The following is an 18,287-nucleotide window of genomic DNA, read 5'->3' as shown; positions in this document are numbered from 1 at the left end:
GAATGGATTTTGGTGATTTACGCACATTCTGCCAATTAGCAGAAGATGGTAACTATCGAGTAGCTTCAGAGCACTTACATATCACTCAGTCAGCTTTAACTAAGAAGATTCAACGTCTTGAGGCTTTTTGTGGGGTAGTATTATTTGAAAGAGGAAGACAAGGTGCCAGTCTTACTGCGGCAGGAGTTGCTCTTTTACCTGAAGCGCAACGTATTGTGTCGAATTTTGAGTCTTATAAATCTTTAACCCAACGAGTCGCCAAGGGAATTGCAGGAAATCTCAATATAGGTTTTGGTATCTCTTCTTACCATCTGGCACCAAGTTACATAGCTAAATTCAAAAAAAAGTACCCAGAAATCCATATTTCACTCAACGATATACCATCTCAAAACCAGTCGGAGGCGTTGCTTTCAGGAGAACTTCAGCTCAGTTTTAGTCGACTTCCTGCTATTACCCCGCTGAAAGGGATGAAGCTCTCGAGAGATTACCTAGTAATAGCGACGCATAACAGCCAAATCATAGACAAAAACAAATTGTGGTATTCGTTAGATTCAATCGATTATTTACAGCTCAATCCTGAACGAGGCATGGGTCTAAGCCAACAAATAAACATGTTATTGGGAGAGCATGAGAAAAAACTGAACGTTGCTCAAGAGGCTGATGATATTCAAACACTGTTGGCGCTGGTATCGGCAAATTTGGGCTTCACTATTGTTCCAGCAAGTGTCAAGAATATTGCGAATGAACACGTCGCTTTTTGGGAACTTTCAGGAGAAAATAGCTCGTGGGATGTTGGTCTAATTTGGAATGAACAGTTAGAGAACCTTGCGAGAGATAACTTTATTCAATTTGTAGAGCAGAATCGAGCCCTACGCCCTTAATTGAATCACATGCTTCTTTGCCGCTATCATCGATTGATAACGGTTAGGGTTAGGGTTAAGTTTAGCGAACCTGTTGGCTCGCCTTTGTTATTCATTCCACCGCTGTAACGACAGACAGTTGATACGAGTAGTGCCTATTTTAAAGGATCATTATCAGGCAGGGCGTTATGTATCCATAGTGCTAAACGATGTTTGATACTGGCACCGTCTAATTTACTCTCTGGCAGTGGTGTAATTTGTTTTGCACCAACCAAAAATAGATAAATCGCTTTAACTTTAACCGGTTGTGGCGACATAGGTAAGTCAAACCCCTGCATCTTTGCCATCTTGACACCAACCTCTAATGCCTTTTTTACCAACTTGTCTTCATTCAAGAGTTTCGCGGTTTTTGACATACATTGTCACCCTTAATATCAGTAGAATGGTCAGTATACCAAATTGAAGGCTTCACTTGCTTGTGTCACTTTCAGATTCGTTAAGCTGCTAGATTATCGAGCCTAAATATCCCTGTATTTAAGCTTGGCGATCAAAAAACGGCCGCTAAATAGCGACCGTTAGTCAGAGTGAAGCGCAAGGCTTACTTAAACGTCATTGCCAATGTGGCGGCCACATTGCGCGAGGTCATTTCAACGTTAAACGCCGCTTCTTTCAGTGCGGTGGGCAAATCGGTTGCACCGAGCACCACACTGTAAACAGCGTCAATCCCATGATCATGCACCACGTGGCAATCTTTAGCGATACTGCCGGCGATACCAATCACTGGCAAATCATACATTTTCGCTGTGCGCGCCACACCAACCGGTGTTTTACCATGAATCGTCTGGCTATCAATGCGACCTTCACCAGTGATCACCAAATCGGCATCTTTCACCACTTCACAAAGGTTCACCGCGTCCATAACAATGTTGATGCCAGGGCGAAGATCGGCGTCAAAGAGGCCCAATAGCGCAGCGCCTAAACCGCCCGCTGCCCCTGCGCCCGCTTGGCCAATCACCTCTTTTCCATTGGTTTGGCGAATCACTTGCGCGTAATGGGCAAGGTTTGCATCAAGCTGAGCGACCATTTCTGGCGTCGCACCTTTTTGTGGTCCAAACACGTGCGATGCGCCTTTTATACCGCACAACGGGTTATCAACATCACAAGCGACTTCGAGTTTAATCGCGGCCAAACGTGGGTCTAAACCAGATAAATCAATACTAGCCAGTTGAGCCAATGCACCGCCGCCAAAACCGAGCTCTGCGCCATTGCTATCGATAAAACGTGCGCCGAGCGCCTGCGCCATCCCCATGCCGCCGTCGTTGGTCGCACTGCCACCAATACCGACAATTATGTGTGTCACCCCAGCATCTAGCGCCGCTTTAATCAGCTCGCCAGTGCCGTAGGTGGTGGTCAAAAGAGGGTTACGCTGCGCTGGCTCAACTAGGTGTAAGCCCGAGGCCGCCGCCATTTCGATCACTGCCGTCGTGCCTTCGCCAAGTAAGCCATAAAAGCCTTCTACCGTTTGACCTAGTGGGCCTGTGACCAACGCGTTAACAATCTCTCCCCCAGTGGCATCAACTAAGGATTGAACCGTTCCTTCTCCACCGTCGGCCATTGGCAATTTAATGCAGTTCGCCTGTGGGAAGACTTGCTTAAAGCCGTTTTCAATCGCCTTCGCCACTTCCATCGCAGTGAGGCTCTCTTTGTAAGAATCTGGAGCAATTACAATTTTCATAAGAAATCCTTAAACAAACAGGCCAAATACGCCAAACATCATGGTTGAAACAAAGGCGATCATTAGACCTACCGCCGATTCATAAGGGATTAGCTTGAGACGCTCACGAATATCCATGTGTACCGCGCCGCCTGTGGCATGGAAGAAGCTGCCGTGTGGCATATGATCAAGGACCGTCGCACCCGAGTGAATCATCGCCGCCCCCGCCAATGCTGGCACACCCAGCTCTAAAATGGTGCTGCTAAAGACGCTCGCCGCCACAGCCGTGCCCGCCGTTGTTGAGGCAGTCGCCAATGCCATCATCGCACCAGAAACAGGTGCTAAGACGAACGATGGCAAGCCTGATGCCGTTAACACATCAATAAGGCCATCTTTTAAACCCGAGTTAGCAATGATGCCGGCAAGTGTACCGGTGCCCAGTAGCATGACCGCCACTGGTGCCATGCGGCTAAGACCGGCAACCGCGAAGTGGTTTGTATCAGCAAATCGACCCATCACCACTGCGCCAAGTAAGCCACCAAGCGGCAACGCGATAAGCGGATCAACGTTAATTCCTGCAATCGGGCGCAATGACAACAACGCAATCGCCACCAAAGGAGCCACAATGGCCGCCTTAAAAGCTGGCAAACGTGAGTGGTCAACTTCGACAACCTCACTGGCCTCGACCTTAGTGCCTTTGTTAACCAATTTTTTAGCGATGAAATACGCCAGCAGCAAACCACATAAACCTGGGAGCACTCCTGCCGCCATCACCGAGGTAAGAGGCACATTAAACGCATCGGCCGCGGCAATAGCATTTGGGTTGGGTGACATCACGTTACCCGCTTTACCACCACCGACCATGGCCAACAGAATCGCCGTTTTAGAGATATTTGCGCGGCGGGCAATCGCGAGAGCAATCGGCGCAACCGTAATAACGGCGACATCGACAAACACACCCACTGCAGTCAAAATCATCGTAGCGATAGCAAGTGCTAACAACGCGCGCGTTTCACCGACTTTTTTAACGATGGTTTCCGCTATCGAGGTCGCGGCGCCAGATTCAATCAATACGCCAGCCAATACACCAGCAGCAAGAATACGCAGCACGGCAGTCACAATACCTTGCGCACCACCGATCATTAGTGACACGGTATCTGTAAGCGATACGCCGCCGACAACACCACCGATAAGCGCACCGATAATCATGCCATACGCAGGCGGTACTTTTTTGAGGATCAGAGCAATGGCGACGACTAAGGCCGTCAAGGCTCCGAGCGTAGAGACTTCTATCATTTTGCTGTTTCCGTTTATTTCGTTAACTGCCTGCAGAGTAGAAGCAGTTAGCGTGAAATTCTTTATGCAAAATAACAAATTTCTCCCACACAAGGGGGATGGTAATTGTGCAAACGCACAATTTAGATAGTCAAACTATAAGCATTTTATCGCTAGATAGAGTTGAACTTTATGATCTAACTTATTGATAAATAAACCAGTAATTTGTTCTATCTTTTCTAGGCGATAGCGTAGCGTATTGCGATGAATATGGAGAGCTGCACAGGTTTGAGCCAGATCGCAATCCTGAGCAAAAAATTCCTTGAGGGTTTTAAGCAGCACACCTTTTGCGTCTTTCTCACCCAACTTATCGAGCGGGTGCGTCAACTGCTCTCGTCGCCAGTCGTCTTGTTTCAGCCCATCAATCAATACCGATAGCTTGTGCTGCTGATAAAACAGGATCGACTCTTTACTCTCTGCATTGCACGCTAAGGTCGCTTTGGCAGTGGCATAAGATCGAGATAACCCGCCAAGCCCAGCAAAATACTCTCCCATGGCGATTTTGACAGAGAAGTCGGCCTGTTGAGCAATCCGTTTGAGCAAACGCTTGGCCCGTTTTTTCTCCTCCGTTTTATTCCACGTCCCCTCCACCACCGTCACCGGCTTTAGCACGACAACCTCGTTCATCGACACAGAAACAATGCCGACAATATTGTCTCTTTCTGGGTACTCCAACAGATGGACTAATTGTTGCAATTGCTCCAAAGTTAGTGGCTCTCCGGGTTTTGGAATCACCTTGACTGTTGCGGCAACCCGCGGCTGAGATAAATCAAGATCGAGCCGCTCGGCTATCGATAGCAGCTGATTTTCATTGAGGGTCGACCCTTGAATAAGTTGCAATAACAGCTCTTCACGGTGGCGTTTATTCCACTGGATCTGTGCCATTAACGCCGCTTGCTCGACAATCAGCTCCGCCGTCATCTTGACCAACTCACCATAATTTCGCACTTGTTCAGGCTTACCCGAGATGCCCACCACACCAATCACACTGTCTTGATACACAATCGGTAGATTAATCCCTTCTTTAACACCACTGAGCGTACTGGCGACACTGTGGTTAATTTCAAGGGTGCGGTTGTCGTGAATAGCGAGCAAAGCCCCTTCATGAGTCCGATATAAACGCGATGGATCGCTTGATCCAATGATCTGGCCATTTTCATCCATCACATTCACAGGATATTTAATGATGTTTGTCGCTCGCTCGACAATTTGCCGAGCGATCAAGCTATTTAACTGCATAACACCGATTCCATTAGACAGGTGGACAAGGTTATTCGTACTGCGCTAGGCAAGCTTTAAGAGTTTGATTGAGCTGCGCTTTTTGTTCGCTATTCAGCCCTAAAACCAAACTGGCTTGCACTGCGGCGTGTTGTTCTATCAAGGTGTCGATCAGCGCCAGTCCGGCAGCCGATAGCTCGACCGTTACACTGCGACGATCAGACTGGCTATGCGCCCTAGCAATCAACCCTTTAGATTCCAGTTTATCGAGTCGGTTGGTCATCGCCCCTGAAGTCAGCATCATCGAGCCCATCAACTCAGAAGGCGTCAGGCGGTAAGGCTGACCACTACGACGCAAAGTCGCCAAAACATCAAACTCCCCTGGCTTAAGGTCGTGACATTTATGCAACTGAGCGACTTCAGCTTCCATATACTTCGCCACGCGCATCAGGCGCCCCATGATCGCCATGGGTTCTGTTTCTAACGTTGGTTTCTCTGCCGCCCATTGGCCTACAACGCGGTCAATCGCATCCATTTCGTTTAATCTCCACAGGTATTAACAACAATAGATGAGTTATCTTAATATAAAGATACTTTACAAGCAGCAACTTTAAGCGTACATTTTAATCAAACTATCTTCACATAAAGATAATTAACATGAATGTATTACTTGCTATGATCCCTGCGTTTTTGTGGGGAACCACCTACGCGGTGACACAATATGCCCTGACAGATTGGCCGCCGTTGCTGCTTGGTGCCATTCGAGCTTTACCGGCCGGATTGCTGCTACTGGCAATCAAGCCAAGTTTGCCGCAAAAAAGCGATTGGCCAATCTTGCTCAGACTTGGGCTGATTAATATTGCCACCTTCTTTGGTTTAATTTTTGTGATGGCCTTAAATCTACCGTCAGCCATTGCCGGCGTAGGTATGGTGTCGGTTCCGGTATTTGCCATGCTCTATCATTGGCTCCGCGGTAAACAGCGACCAAATAATGTTCAATCGTTAAGTGGGGTGGCATTAATCGCATTGGCGTGGATGTTGTTTGATCCTAGTTCAATCAGCCTTAACCCTATCGGACTTATCGCGATGCTAGGTGCGATTACCTGTATCGTTATCGGCAGTACCTTGACCAAATCATTGGGCAATCGCATCCATTGGTGGACGGTATTGACTTGGCAATTGATTCTTGGTGGTGCGATTTTATCTGTCGCCTCTGGCCTACAAGCCGTGATCGCTCCTGAACAATACAGCAAAATATTGAGCCATTTATCGATGCTCAATCTTGTTGGCTTGAGCTGGCTGGTCATACTCAATACTGCGCTCGGATACGGTTTGTATGTGTGGTTATTACAACGCATGTCTGTGGTCGACTTTACCTTTGGCGGTATTGCCAATCCGATTGCAGGGATCGTCACAGGCTTGCTGTTACTGGGCGAATCGTTCAGCCTATTTCAATACAGCTTAATGATGAGCATGATTGCGATGTCACTACTACCGCAAGTATTGACTAGGCTAAGAGCAAAAAAAATGCGCCTGACACCGTGCGCACAAAAAGCCAAATAAACTCAATCGATCGCCTCTGTTTACAGTGTAAAAATGCCATGGTTGTTAAGCCATGGCATTTTATTTTGTCTTATACGCGCGCCGTTTAGACGATTTCAACCACCAGCGCTTGGTAAGGCTGAAGTTGCAGGTTTATTAAGTCATCGACAACGCCTACACCATTGTTAATAAGCTGGTTTGTGACTTTACCTTGATAACTTCTCTCTAGCGACTTGTCAGTGAAATTAGCAATCGTCAGCAGAGTTTTGCCTTGGTGCTCGCGTCGATAGGCGTAAACTTCGCGGTCATCTGGGTCGAGTAGCTGGTGCGCGCCGTAAACAATCACATCACCATAGTCGTCGCCTTGGCGCAGAGCAATTAACTGACGGTAATGGTGATAAATAGAATCCGCATCACTGACCGCTTGCTCGGCATTGATGTGCTGATAGTTATCATTAAGTGGCAACCATGGCGTACCTGACGTGAAACCGGCATTGGCTTGGTTATTCCACTGAATGGGGACCCGAGCGTGATCTCGAGAAAAATCATTCAGAAATGCGATAGAGTCTTGATCACTCACACCACGCGCGATCATCTTTTGATAATGGAACTTCGCCATCAAGTCGTTGAATTCATCGATACTATTGAAGTGTTTGTTGGTCATACCGATCTCTTCGCCCTGATAGATGTACGGCGTGCCGCTCATCATGTGCAGTACCGTCGCCAGCATTTTTGCACTGACAACTCGATACTGAGCTGAGTCGCACCCATAACGTGATACCGTACGCGGCTGATCGTGGTTACTCCAGTACAGGCTGTTCCAACCTTTTTGGTACAAATCCTCTTGCCAGCGCGTCATGATCTCTTTGTATTGCACCAGATCGAAATCTTTTTTGACCGCGTTGTGCTCTTCTCGGTCAATGCTGACATGCTCGAACTGAAAAATCATACTGATCTCATTACGCGCCGGATTGGAGTAAAAACGGCCGTCCAATGTGGTGGTAAAAGGCGTTTCACCCACGGTCAAAATATCATAATGTTTCAGTACTTTGTCATGCATTTCCCGCAAGTACTGGTGAACCAATAAATTGTTTGACCAATGTTCCCATCCTGCAACACCTTGATCAAAAATCGTCGCATCTGGGTAATCTGACGGTTTGCCAATCATATTGATCACGTCCATACGGAAGCCGCCAAGACCTTTTTTAAGCCAAAAATGCATCATCTCGTAAACGGCTTCACGCACTTCAGGATTGGCCCAATTCAAATCAGGTTGTTTATCGCTAAATATATGCAGGTAATACTGACCTGTTGTTTCATCTAGCGTCCAAGCTTTAGGCTTAAAGAACGACTCCCAGTTATTTGGCTCACTGCCATCCGATTTGGGATCTTTCCAGATGTACCAGTCACGCTTAGGGCTGTCTTTTGAACGGCGAGACTCGACAAACCAAGGATGCTCATCAGAGGTATGATTGACCACCAGATCCATCATAATTTTGATGCCGCGCTTATCCGCTTCGGCAATTAACCTGTCCATATCTTGCATGGTGCCAAACTCGGGCGCGATGCTCTGATAATCAGAGATGTCGTAGCCATTATCATCCATTGGCGACTGGTAAACTGGGCTCAGCCAAATCACATTAGCCCCAAGCTCGCGAATATAATCCAGTTTTTCGATGATGCCTTTGATATCACCAATGCCATCGCCATTTGAATCATTAAAACTGCGCGGATAAATCTGATACACAACGGCGTTGTGCCACCAACGCTTCGCCAACTGCTGGTTGTTCATAGTGCCTCCTTACTGATTAGGAAAACGTTCACTGCTGGCTCGAATCACTAATTTACTCTCAAGCTGAATCGAATCTGGCGCTATTTGACCCAACGCCATCTGCGCCGCCAGTTGCCCTTTTTGCATGATCGGCTGCTCAATAGTCGTCAGTCCAACCCGCTCTGCAATGGGAATGCCATCAAAGCCAACAATGCGAATATCGTCCGGCATGGTCAGGCCAATTTCATTGGCAACATCAAGCGCCGCCAGGGCGATTTTATCGCTCATACACAACAATACATCGACTTTTTCCGGAGCCGTTAACGTGCCACGTAGCATGGTTTTTAGGCTCGAGATCTCAAGATCATGAATCTGCCACACCTTTTCAACACTGAGCAGATTGCCGCGCTCTTGCATTGCTTGTTTGTAGCCTTCAAAGCGGCAACGTGACACTGACTCTTCACTGGAATAAAGATGATTAAAGCTGGTGAGACAAAGCGACGTCGAGGGCTCCAAACGCAGACCGAGAATGATCACGTTGTCATCCGGGCGGTGAATCGCGTGTTTGGCGACTTGATAAGCCGCATGTTGATTATCAATATTAATCGATGGAAAGTTCGGCAGACAAAAATCCACCGCAACTACAGGTTTATGCTGACGCACAATATGGGTAATCACATTGGTGTCGATCGGTTTGCCATAAACGATAAAGCTGTCAGGAATACTCTCGACCTGAGTGTTTTGATAATTCTCACTTTTTGAAGGCAGCAACAACATATTGACGTGCGCGGCATCAAGCACTTTGGAAATGCCAGTCAGAAACTCACTGGCGACAGGATCGGTAAAGTTATACGCCAGATTATCCGCCAGCAACACACCGATCACACTGGTTTTGCCTGTTCTTAAGCTGCGCGCTGCGTTGCTTGGCCCGGTGTAACCAAGCCGTTCACATTCAAATAAAATCTTGTCGCGCAGCGCTTTGGACAGCTGGTTAGGACGATTAAACGCATTCGACACCGTTGCGGTTGAAACCGCGAGATGTTCAGCTACTGTTTTAAGTGTTGGCTTTTTGTTTTGCATCGTTTGAAATCGTCCATTACGCAACAACTATAGGCAAAGATAGTTAATCTTTACCCAAAGTCTAAAACGATTAAGTAAAAATAAGTACTCGCGCAAAAATCAGCATTAAGTGAGTGTGAGTGCGGTCATATTTCATACAAAACTTCGGCTTAAAGTTTGATCGAAGGCACAACAAGCGCGCAAAAAACGAGCAACTTTAGCGTCAACTCCTATTTTGATTACTGATAGCTTAATCGATTAAGACATGAGCCTAATAAATCACTATCACGATTAGGTACAAGACGCTCGGTTATACAACAAGAAACGCTTACTAAGTATCTGAATACACGGAGTCTGACCAATGAAAACCACTCTACTTGCTAGTTCAATTGCAGTCGCAGTCTTATCTTTCCCGACTCTAGCTGCCGACTTAAAATACGCTCCCGGCGAAGATGCCCGCTTTAATTGGCAGAGCTATGAAGCCCTTAAAAGCCAAGATTTAAAAGGGCAACAAGTGACCATTTTTGGCCCATGGTTAACCGAAGATAAAGAGCTCGTTGAAAGCGTGTTCGCCTACTTTGAGCAAGCCACAGGCGCAACGGTAAATTACTCGGGGTCAGACTCTTTTGAGCAGCAAATTGCGATTGATGTTCAGGCTGGCAGTGCGCCGAACATTGCTATTTTCCCCCAGCCTGGCTTAGCTGCGGATCTGGCCTCCAAAGGTTTCTTAACACCACTTGAGCCAAAAACGGCGGACTGGCTGAATGACAATTATGCCGCGGGGTCGTCTTGGGTTGACCTTGGCACATTCAAAGGTAAAGACGGCAAAGAGGCGCTGTACGGATTTTTCTATAAAGTCGACCTGAAATCTTTGGTTTGGTATGTACCTGAAAACTTTGAAGACGCAGGTTATGACGTACCGCAAACCATGGAAGAGTTAAAAGCGCTCACCCAACAAATCGTTAAAGATGGCGAAACGCCTTGGTGTGTTGGTTTAGGCTCAGGTGGTGCAACTGGATGGCCTGCAACCGATTGGGTTGAAGACATGATGCTTCGCACTCAATCGCCCGCTGACTACGATAAATGGGTGACCAACGAGCTCAAATTTAACGACGCCAAAGTGGTTAACGCCATCGAAGAGTTTGGTTGGTTCGTGCGTAATGATGCCTATGTCGATGGCGGATCACGCGCCGTGGCCGCAACCGACTTCCGCGATTCACCCAAAGGGATGTTTACCTCTCCGGTAAAATGTTACATGCACCGCCAAGCTTCGTTTATCCCAAGCTTCTTTCCTGAAGGCACAGAGCTCGGCACCGATGTCGACTTCTTCTACTTCCCGTCCTACGAATCAAAACCATTGGGTAAACCTGTGCTTGGCGCTGGAACGATGTGGAGTATTACCAAAGACTCCCCAGCTACTCGCGCCTTTATGGAATTTCTCCAGTCACCAATTGCCCATGAAATTTGGATGGCGCAATCAGGGTTCTTAACCCCACATAAAGGGGCGAACGTCGAAGCTTACGGCAATGACACGCTCAAAAAACAGGGCGAGATTTTACTTCGAGCCACCACTTTCCGCTTTGATGGTTCAGACTTGATGCCAGGCAAGATCGGCGCAGGTGCTTTTTGGACAGGCATGGTCGATTACAGTGGCGGCAAAGCTGCGCAAGATGTCGCCAACGATGTGCAAGCCACTTGGGATGCATTGAAATAATCCGCGCTCTAAAGCCGATAGGAACTTCTTCTATCGGCTTTGTGTTAGTTCAATTTGTAGACTAGGTGAGGCCACGATGGAACAGCTCTACTCCTCTTTATTTATCATGGTATTAGGCGTCGCAAGTTGCGTGGTCTATTTCGTTGGCAGCAACTGGTTGCTAACCATCATTTTCCCGACCCGAAATGTTTCCAGCCAAACCATGGCGCGTAACCTACGTCGCGCCGCTTCTGTTCGTCCTTGGTTGTTTCTTGGCCCTGCGCTGTGCTTTTTAGGTCTTTACCTTGTCTATCCGGTATTTGAGTCAATTGTGCTCTCACTGCATGACAGAAATGGCGATAAATATGTGGGTTTGGCCAATTACACTTGGCTATTTAATGATCCAGAATTTCGCGAGTCACTGTTTAACAATCTACTCTGGCTACTGGTTGTTCCTGCCGCCTCAACCTTTTTTGGCTTAGTCATTGCCGCTCTTACCGATAAAGTCAGTTGGGGCAACATCGCCAAAAGTTTGATTTTTATGCCGATGGCGATTTCATTTATCGGCGCGTCGATTATTTGGAAGTTTGTCTATGATTACCGCGCCCCCGGCTCTGAGCAGATTGGTATTCTTAATGCGTTGGTGGAGCTTTTTGGCGGTTCAGCGCAAGCGTGGGTAACCCTACCTTTTTGGAATAACTTTTTTCTAATGGTGATCCTTGTCTGGATCCAGACCGGATTCGCCATGGTGATCCTCTCAGCTGCGCTGCGCGGTATTCCCGAAGAAACCGTCGAAGCGGCGGTCCTTGATGGCGCCAATGGCGTGCAGATCTTCTTTAAAATCCTGATCCCACAAATTTGGGGCACCATCGCGGTGGTGTGGACCACGATCACTATTTTGGTACTCAAGGTATTCGATATTGTGTTAGCCATGACCAACGGTCAATGGAGCACTCAGGTACTGGCTAACATGATGTTTGACTGGATGTTCCGTGGCGGTGGTGATTTTGGCCGCGGTGCCGCTATTGCCGTGATCATCATGGTCGCTGTTATCCCTGTCATGGTGTGGAATATGCGCCAAGCAAGTGCTCAGATGGAGGATCGTTAATGCCAAGCTTAACCACTGACACTAAAAAAGCCCCCTTTGGCCTGAGTAAACTCAGACGCTCACCGCTGACACTACTGATGCATTTTTCAGTGCTGATCATCGTGATTTTGTGGACACTGCCTACCGCAGGGCTGTTTATTTCCTCTTTCCGCGACAAAGATCAATTGGCTCTGTCAGGCTGGTGGACATCTTTAACCTCATCCCAACAAAACTTAATCGAGCGAACTGGTGGCGCCGACACGCAAGTAAAACAAGGCGATGTCTATGTATTATCTGGCCAACTGTTAATAGAAGGACAACCTACCACGGTCAGCGCGTTTGGCTTTTCATCACGTGAACCTACCCGTTACCAACCCGGAGAGGTCGCCGACATGCGTGGCGACGGTACCCTCACCGTTTCAGAGACTGGTGAATACCAGATGATTTCTGCCGAGCCATTTAAAGGCTCGCGTGGTAAGCGCATCTTCTTTACTGCGATCGTGCCGCCAAAATTTGGCCTCGACAATTACCAAGAAGTGCTCACCGCTGAAGGCATTGGTCGATCGTTTATTAACTCGCTGACCGTGACCATTCCAGCAACCATCATTCCCATTCTTATCGCAGCCTACGCGGCCTATGCATTGTCATGGATGAAAATGCCAGGACGAAACCTGCTTATCGCGCTGGTGGTCGGCTTGTTGGTTGTGCCACTGCAAATGTCACTTATCCCACTGTTACGGCTCTATAACGACATCGGCGCCTTGTTTGGCGTTGGCGCCAAAACCTATCTTGGTATCTGGCTTGCGCATACCGGTTTTGGCTTGCCGCTGGCGATCTATTTACTGCGTAACTATATCTCGAGTCTGCCACGTGAAATCATCGAATCGGCGCGAGTAGACGGCGCAACCGATTTTGAAATTTTTATGCGCATCGTATTACCCCTGTCGTTCCCTGCCCTCGCTTCTTTCGCCATTTTCCAGTTCTTGTGGGTGTGGAATGACTTATTGGTGGCAACGGTGTTCCTTGGTACTGGTGAAGAGCATATTGTGCTGACCGCACGTTTGCGTGAACTGCTTGGCTCGCGAGGGGGCAACTGGGAAATTCTCACCGCCTCGGCCTTTGTCTCTATTGCGGTTCCTTTGGCGGTCTTTTTCACCTTACAACGCTACTTAGTTCGTGGACTTCTTTCAGGCTCTGTCAAATAGCAGCCGTTAGCCAATGATGAGAATAATGATATGACAGGATTAGCTTTAACTAACGTAACTAAATCATACGGCAACACTCAGGTATTACACGGCATCGACCTCGACATCAAACAAGGTGAGTTCGTGGTGTTTGTCGGCCCATCAGGGTGCGGTAAATCGACCTTGCTGCGCATGATTGCCGGGCTTGAAGAAATAACCTCGGGTGACCTTTTTATTGAAGGCGCGCGCGTCAACGATCTGCCTGCCGCGATGCGTGGCATTGCGATGGTGTTTCAGACCTATGCGCTCTACCCACATATGACCGTTTACGACAACATGGCCTTTGCGATGCGGATTGCAAAAGAGTCGAAAGATGCCATTCATGACCGAGTAATGGAAGCCGCGCGCATGCTGCAACTTGAGCCTTACCTTGATCGTTTACCCAAAGCGCTCTCGGGTGGTCAGCGTCAGCGGGTCGCGATTGGGCGGGCAATTGTTCGTCAGCCAAAAGTCTTTTTATTTGATGAGCCATTATCTAATCTTGATGCTGCGCTTAGGGTACAAACACGTATCGAGATCGCCAACCTCAAGGAAGAGCTCGACCAGACGACGATGATCTACGTCACTCATGATCAGGTCGAGGCCATGACCTTAGCCGATCGTATTGTGGTGCTATCAGCAGGGAAAATTGAGCAAATCGGTACACCACTCGAACTCTATACCAATCCGGCCAATGTGTTTGTCGCTCAGTTTATTGGCTCGCCAGCAATGAATCTTAGTTCAGCAACCTTGCTGGAGGCTGGCGATAGTTGCACGGTTGAAGCACAGAGCGGCCTAACCATTGACGTACCAATTGCCGCTCAAGCAACACTCAAAGGCAGCACTCTCAGATTGGGGGTTCGACCAGAAGATTTCCTTGTCGCAACCACTGACGATGCGTTGATGTCAGGCACGGTACTGTTTGTTGAGTCATTGGGTGAAGTGACATTACTGCATATTAATGTTGCAGGTCATGATGAAACGATCGTGGCCAAACTGCCCGGAATTTTAGACTTCCATCGCGGCGAGCAAATCCACCTTAAAGCCAATGTTGAGAAAATTCACCTGTTCAACCAAGACGGAATCTCACTTAAGTACCTTTAATTCTATCTCTGTTAATGGCGAGCTTTGACAATGGGGCTTGCCTTCTTGCGCGAGGTTTACCATGCACAACAAAGTTCAATTGATTACCTATGTTGACCGACTCACAGGCTCTGATCTTAACGGCCTCACTCAGCTTTTAAGCCATGAGTTAGATGAACTTTTTGCTGGTGTACACCTGCTACCATTTTTTTATCCGATCGATGGCAGTGATGCTGGGTTTGATCCCATCAATCATGCCGAGGTCGACTCTCGCTTAGGATCATGGCAAGACGTGAAGCAATTGAGTGATCATTGCCAGATCATGGCCGATCTCATCGTCAACCACGCATCGGCGCAGTCTCCCCAATTTTTGGACGTGATCGACAATGGCAAGCAATCTCAATATTGGCCCCTGTTTCTCAAACAGCAAGACGTCTTTCCTGATGGAATTACCGACCATCAGGCCGAAGCGATCTACCGCCCTCGCCCTAGCCGCTGCTTCAGCGCCAAAATGCTCAAATCAAGCCAGAAAATCAACTTCTGGACCACCTTTACTGATAACCAAATTGATATCAATGTCGAGCACCCTCAAGGCCAAGCCTACTTAGAACAGATCCTGTCACTGTTTGCCGACAATGGCATCAAAATCATTCGCCTTGATGCCGCAGGCTATGCCATCAAACGTCCCGATACCAGCTGCTTTATGTTGGATGAAACCTTCGAGTTTATCGATAAGCTGTCTCAGCGAGCTAATCAACTCGGGATGGAGACCGTTGCGGAAATTCACAGCCACTACCAAACGCAAATTGAGGTCGCGAAACGCGTTCATCGAGTCTATGACTTTGCGCTGCCACCGCTGGTGTTACATGCGCTGTTAGCGAATGACTTTGACGCTCTGATTGCCTGGCTAAAAATCGCGCCGCGTAATTGCTTAACGGTACTCGATACTCATGACGGCATCGGCATCATCGATGCGGGCCCTCAAGGTGACAAGCCGGGTTTACTCAACGAAGAACAAATCAATCAACTGGTCGAGTCGATTCATCACAACAGTGGCGGACAGAGTCGCTTAGCAACAGGCTCGGCCGCCAATAATCTCGACCTTTATCAAGTCAATTGCAGCTACTACGATGCACTGGCAAGCAATGATTTTCACTATCTGGTGGCTCGGGCGATTCAGTTTTTTAGCCCAGGAGTGCCTCAGGTCTATTATGCTGGTCTGCTAGCAATGCATAATGATATCGATCTTCTCGCACAGACTCAGGAGGGGCGCGATATCAATCGTCCTTACCTCGATCAAGACAAAATCCATCAGCAGTTAGCGCTACCTGTCGTTAAAGGGCTGATTGAGCTAATTAAACTGCGTAACACCCACCCCGCGTTTAATGGTCAATTTCATCTAGCCGGCACGCAACAGCAACTCGAGTTAAGTTGGCGCGACAATCACAACCAGATTGAATTAACGGTGGATCTTGCCAACCAAAGCGCAGTGATCCGTCATGCATTGGATGGCAAGAGACAAGAGATCGATTTGAAGCATCTGCTTAACGACTGAGGCTTGATTCACGGCACAGAGGTTGAAACGTGACTCGCCATTCGCGCCGTTGCTGCGTAGAATACGCGCTCTTTCCCTTCCATGCGTGACAATAGGCAGACGGTTTGCACACAGTAAAACAACTAAAGAATGGTCAATTAAAAGGCATTCAGCGCCTTCAACTATCTGAGCAATTAACACAATTACCGCAAGAGATTTTAACTCTGGCCGACACGTTAGAAATTCTTGATGTCTCCAATAACCAACTCAACGACTTGCCTCAATGGCTCGCTGATCTTCCTCAGCTCAAAATCCTATTCGCATCGAATAACCGTTTTACTCACCTTCCACTTGTATTGGGACGCTGTGAAAAGCTGGAAATGGTCGGGTTTAAAAGCAATCAGATAGTGCGCGTAGCAGAAGAGTCGCTGCCGAAACCGCTCCGCTGGTTGATTCTCACTGACAACCAAATTGTTCAGTTGCCCGAGTCTTTAGGCTATCGACCTCGCCTACAAAAACTCGCTTTAGCGGGCAACCAAATTAAAGCGTTACCGACCAGTTTTAAACATCTACACAATCTAGAGCTCGTTAGATTGTCTGCAAATCAGTTAGAAATTTTCCCTGATGTACTGTTGAAACTGCCGAAACTCGCTTGGATGGCATTTGCCGGCAACCCGTTTTGCGAACAACTCGCGCAGCAAAACAGTGTGCCTGAAGTGAGTTCAGACGCTTACTCAATCAATCACGTTCTTGGACAAGGTGCATCGGGCGTTATCTCTCATGCTAATTGGCTCAACGGCGATACTCCCTTCCCCAATGAGGTTGCGGTCAAAGTGTTTAAAGGCGAGGTGACCAGCGATGGCTATCCTCAAGATGAACTTCAAGCTTGCTTGAAAGCTGGGCAACATAACAACTTGGTGAAGTCTATTGCTCAAGTCAATCAACCAGGTTATTTAGCGCTGATCATGGAACTGATTCCTGACCAATACTTTAACTTAGGTCTACCGCCAACATTAGCTACCTGCACCCGTGATGTCTTCAAGCCAGAGTTGACCCTAAGCATTGTTCAAATAGAACATATCGTCAGCCAGATGCTGGCAGTATTTAGTCATCTTCACGACAATAAGGTCTGTCACGGTGATTTGTACGCGCACAATGTGTTAATTAATCATCACGCCGAGATGATCTTTGGCGACTTTGGTGCCGCTTCCGTATACGACTACTTACCTAAGTGTCAGCAACAAGGTGTACGTAAAGTGGAAGCAAGAGCCTTAGGTCATTTTATCCAAGATTTACTTTCTGTATGTGACCCGCGCGATATCGACAGTGAGACTTACCACTATGTGCATAATTTAATGCGTATTGCCCAGTAGTGATCGAGTGGTGATTATTTTGCTACAATGGATACCGTATGGTCACCAAATGAATAAGGTTTTGTATGCACAACATGGATTTTTCCCAGCGCGTGGTGATAGAAACGCAACAATTAGATTGGGTTGCCAGTCCTGCCAAGGGTGTGTGGCGTAAACCATTAGAGCGAGAAGAAGCAGAATCAGGCCATACAACCAGCGTGGTGCGTTATGATGCGGGATCTCGTTTTAACACGCACTATCATCCGATGGGCGAGGAGATCTTCGTGCTTGAAGGCGTGTTTTCTGACGAACATGGCGACTATCCAGCGGGCAGTTATTTACGTAATCCACCAGGCAGCCATCATGCACCATTCAGTCTTGAGGGCTGCGTCATCTTAGTCAAACTCAATCAGTTTGATAAACGCGATAGCGCGACTATCAGACTCAATACTCATCACCAGCAATGGCTAGCAGGCATGGGCGGTTTACAAGTCATGCCACTGCATGACTTTGAACATGAGCACGTAGCTTTAGTTAAGTGGCCAGCAGGAGAGAGATTTCAGTCTCATCGTCATTTCGGCGGTGAAGAGATTTTTGTGCTATCTGGAGAATTTGCTGATGAACACGGCGTTTATCCGATAGGGAGTTGGATTCGTAGCCCACATATGAGTGAACATTTCCCCTTTGTTGACCAAGAAACGATCATACTGGTCAAAACCGGACATTTGCCTCTCACGCCTTAGTCATTGTCTTCTCTTAGTTTTGGCTGCTGTTGAGTTCTGTGTCTTTATAGCGCCTCTTGTTACGCACAAGAGG

16 protein-coding genes are annotated in these 18,287 nt (G+C 47.7%); 9 read left to right on the top strand and 7 right to left on the bottom strand.

The annotated features are described in order from the left end of the window. The first annotated feature begins 2 nt into the window (after positions 1-2). Positions 3-881 (top strand): LysR family transcriptional regulator, encoded by an 879-nt coding sequence (locus tag BS19_RS03725; RefSeq protein WP_038173414.1) that lies wholly within the window; start codon positions 3-5, stop codon positions 879-881. Between the two features lie 134 nt (positions 882-1,015). Here BS19_RS03725 and BS19_RS03720 read toward each other — a convergent pair whose 3' ends face one another. The 5 genes from BS19_RS03720 to BS19_RS03700 form a co-directional block, all read right to left on the bottom strand. Further along, the gene (locus BS19_RS03720; protein ID WP_038173413.1) at positions 1,016-1,276 is read right to left on the bottom strand and encodes a DUF5062 family protein; all 261 of its coding nucleotides are present in this window, start codon (positions 1,274-1,276) and stop codon (positions 1,016-1,018) included. A 182-nt stretch (positions 1,277-1,458) separates the two neighbouring features. After that, a complete protein-coding gene (locus BS19_RS03715) occupies positions 1,459-2,595 on the bottom strand; it encodes a glycerate kinase (RefSeq protein WP_038173412.1) in 1,137 nt (378 codons plus the stop codon). A gap of 9 nt (positions 2,596-2,604) precedes the next feature. Beyond that, positions 2,605-3,870 carry a GntP family permease gene (locus BS19_RS03710; protein ID WP_038173410.1) on the bottom strand — a complete coding sequence of 422 codons (1,266 nt, stop codon included), beginning with the start codon at positions 3,868-3,870 and terminating at the stop codon, positions 2,605-2,607. 135 nt (positions 3,871-4,005) lie between these two features. Next, entirely contained in the window at positions 4,006-5,148 is a 1,143-nt protein-coding gene (locus BS19_RS03705) for a sugar diacid recognition domain-containing protein (RefSeq protein WP_038173409.1), read from the bottom strand. A 31-nt stretch (positions 5,149-5,179) separates the two neighbouring features. Next, positions 5,180-5,662 (bottom strand): MarR family winged helix-turn-helix transcriptional regulator, encoded by a 483-nt coding sequence (locus BS19_RS03700; RefSeq protein ID WP_038173408.1) that lies wholly within the window; start codon positions 5,660-5,662, stop codon positions 5,180-5,182. Positions 5,663-5,784: 122 nt separating this feature from the next. Between BS19_RS03700 and BS19_RS03695 the strand changes: the two genes are divergently transcribed. After that, a complete protein-coding gene (locus BS19_RS03695) occupies positions 5,785-6,690 on the top strand; it encodes a DMT family transporter (protein ID WP_038173407.1) in 906 nt (301 codons plus the stop codon). An 85-nt stretch (positions 6,691-6,775) separates the two neighbouring features. On the opposite strand, the gene BS19_RS03690 is transcribed toward BS19_RS03695, so the two are convergent. Both BS19_RS03690 and BS19_RS03685 read right to left on the bottom strand, forming a co-directional pair. Continuing rightward, positions 6,776-8,461 carry a glycoside hydrolase family 13 protein gene (locus BS19_RS03690; RefSeq protein WP_038173406.1) on the bottom strand — a complete coding sequence of 562 codons (1,686 nt, stop codon included), beginning with the start codon at positions 8,459-8,461 and terminating at the stop codon, positions 6,776-6,778. A gap of 9 nt (positions 8,462-8,470) precedes the next feature. Further along, complete coding sequence (locus tag BS19_RS03685; protein WP_038173405.1) at positions 8,471-9,520, bottom strand: LacI family DNA-binding transcriptional regulator; 1,050 nt, start codon at positions 9,518-9,520, stop codon at positions 8,471-8,473. Positions 9,521-9,860: 340 nt separating this feature from the next. Here BS19_RS03685 and BS19_RS03680 point away from each other — a divergent pair, with 340 nt between their 5' ends. The 7 genes from BS19_RS03680 to BS19_RS03650 all read left to right on the top strand — a co-directional run bounded on the left by BS19_RS03680 (position 9,861) and on the right by BS19_RS03650 (position 18,214). Continuing rightward, positions 9,861-11,213: an ABC transporter substrate-binding protein gene (locus BS19_RS03680; RefSeq protein WP_038173404.1), complete on the top strand. Its 1,353-nt coding sequence runs from the start codon at positions 9,861-9,863 to the stop codon at positions 11,211-11,213. Between the two features lie 76 nt (positions 11,214-11,289). Further along, entirely contained in the window at positions 11,290-12,300 is a 1,011-nt protein-coding gene (locus tag BS19_RS03675) for a carbohydrate ABC transporter permease (RefSeq protein WP_038173403.1), read from the top strand. Beyond that, on the top strand, positions 12,300-13,484 hold the full coding sequence (locus tag BS19_RS03670) for a carbohydrate ABC transporter permease (RefSeq protein WP_157631125.1): 1,185 nt from the start codon (positions 12,300-12,302) through the stop codon (positions 13,482-13,484). Before BS19_RS03675 ends, BS19_RS03670 begins: the two co-directional genes overlap by 1 nt. Before the next feature lie 30 nt (positions 13,485-13,514). Then, entirely contained in the window at positions 13,515-14,606 is a 1,092-nt protein-coding gene (locus BS19_RS03665; protein WP_038173402.1) for an ABC transporter ATP-binding protein, read from the top strand. Between the two features lie 61 nt (positions 14,607-14,667). Beyond that, positions 14,668-16,140 carry a sucrose phosphorylase gene (gene gtfA, locus BS19_RS03660; RefSeq protein ID WP_038173401.1) on the top strand — a complete coding sequence of 491 codons (1,473 nt, stop codon included), beginning with the start codon at positions 14,668-14,670 and terminating at the stop codon, positions 16,138-16,140. A 104-nt stretch (positions 16,141-16,244) separates the two neighbouring features. Continuing rightward, positions 16,245-17,492, top strand: coding sequence for a leucine-rich repeat-containing protein kinase family protein (locus tag BS19_RS03655; RefSeq protein ID WP_038173399.1), 1,248 nt, complete (start codon positions 16,245-16,247; stop codon positions 17,490-17,492). 65 nt (positions 17,493-17,557) lie between these two features. Continuing rightward, positions 17,558-18,214: a cupin domain-containing protein gene (locus BS19_RS03650; protein WP_038173397.1), complete on the top strand. Its 657-nt coding sequence runs from the start codon at positions 17,558-17,560 to the stop codon at positions 18,212-18,214. Positions 18,215-18,287 lie beyond the last annotated feature (73 nt).

The organism is Vibrio pacinii DSM 19139, assembly GCF_000711795.1.
Classification (GTDB): Bacteria; Pseudomonadota; Gammaproteobacteria; order Enterobacterales; family Vibrionaceae; genus Vibrio; species Vibrio pacinii.
This window is presented reverse-complemented; position numbering and strand designations above follow the sequence as displayed.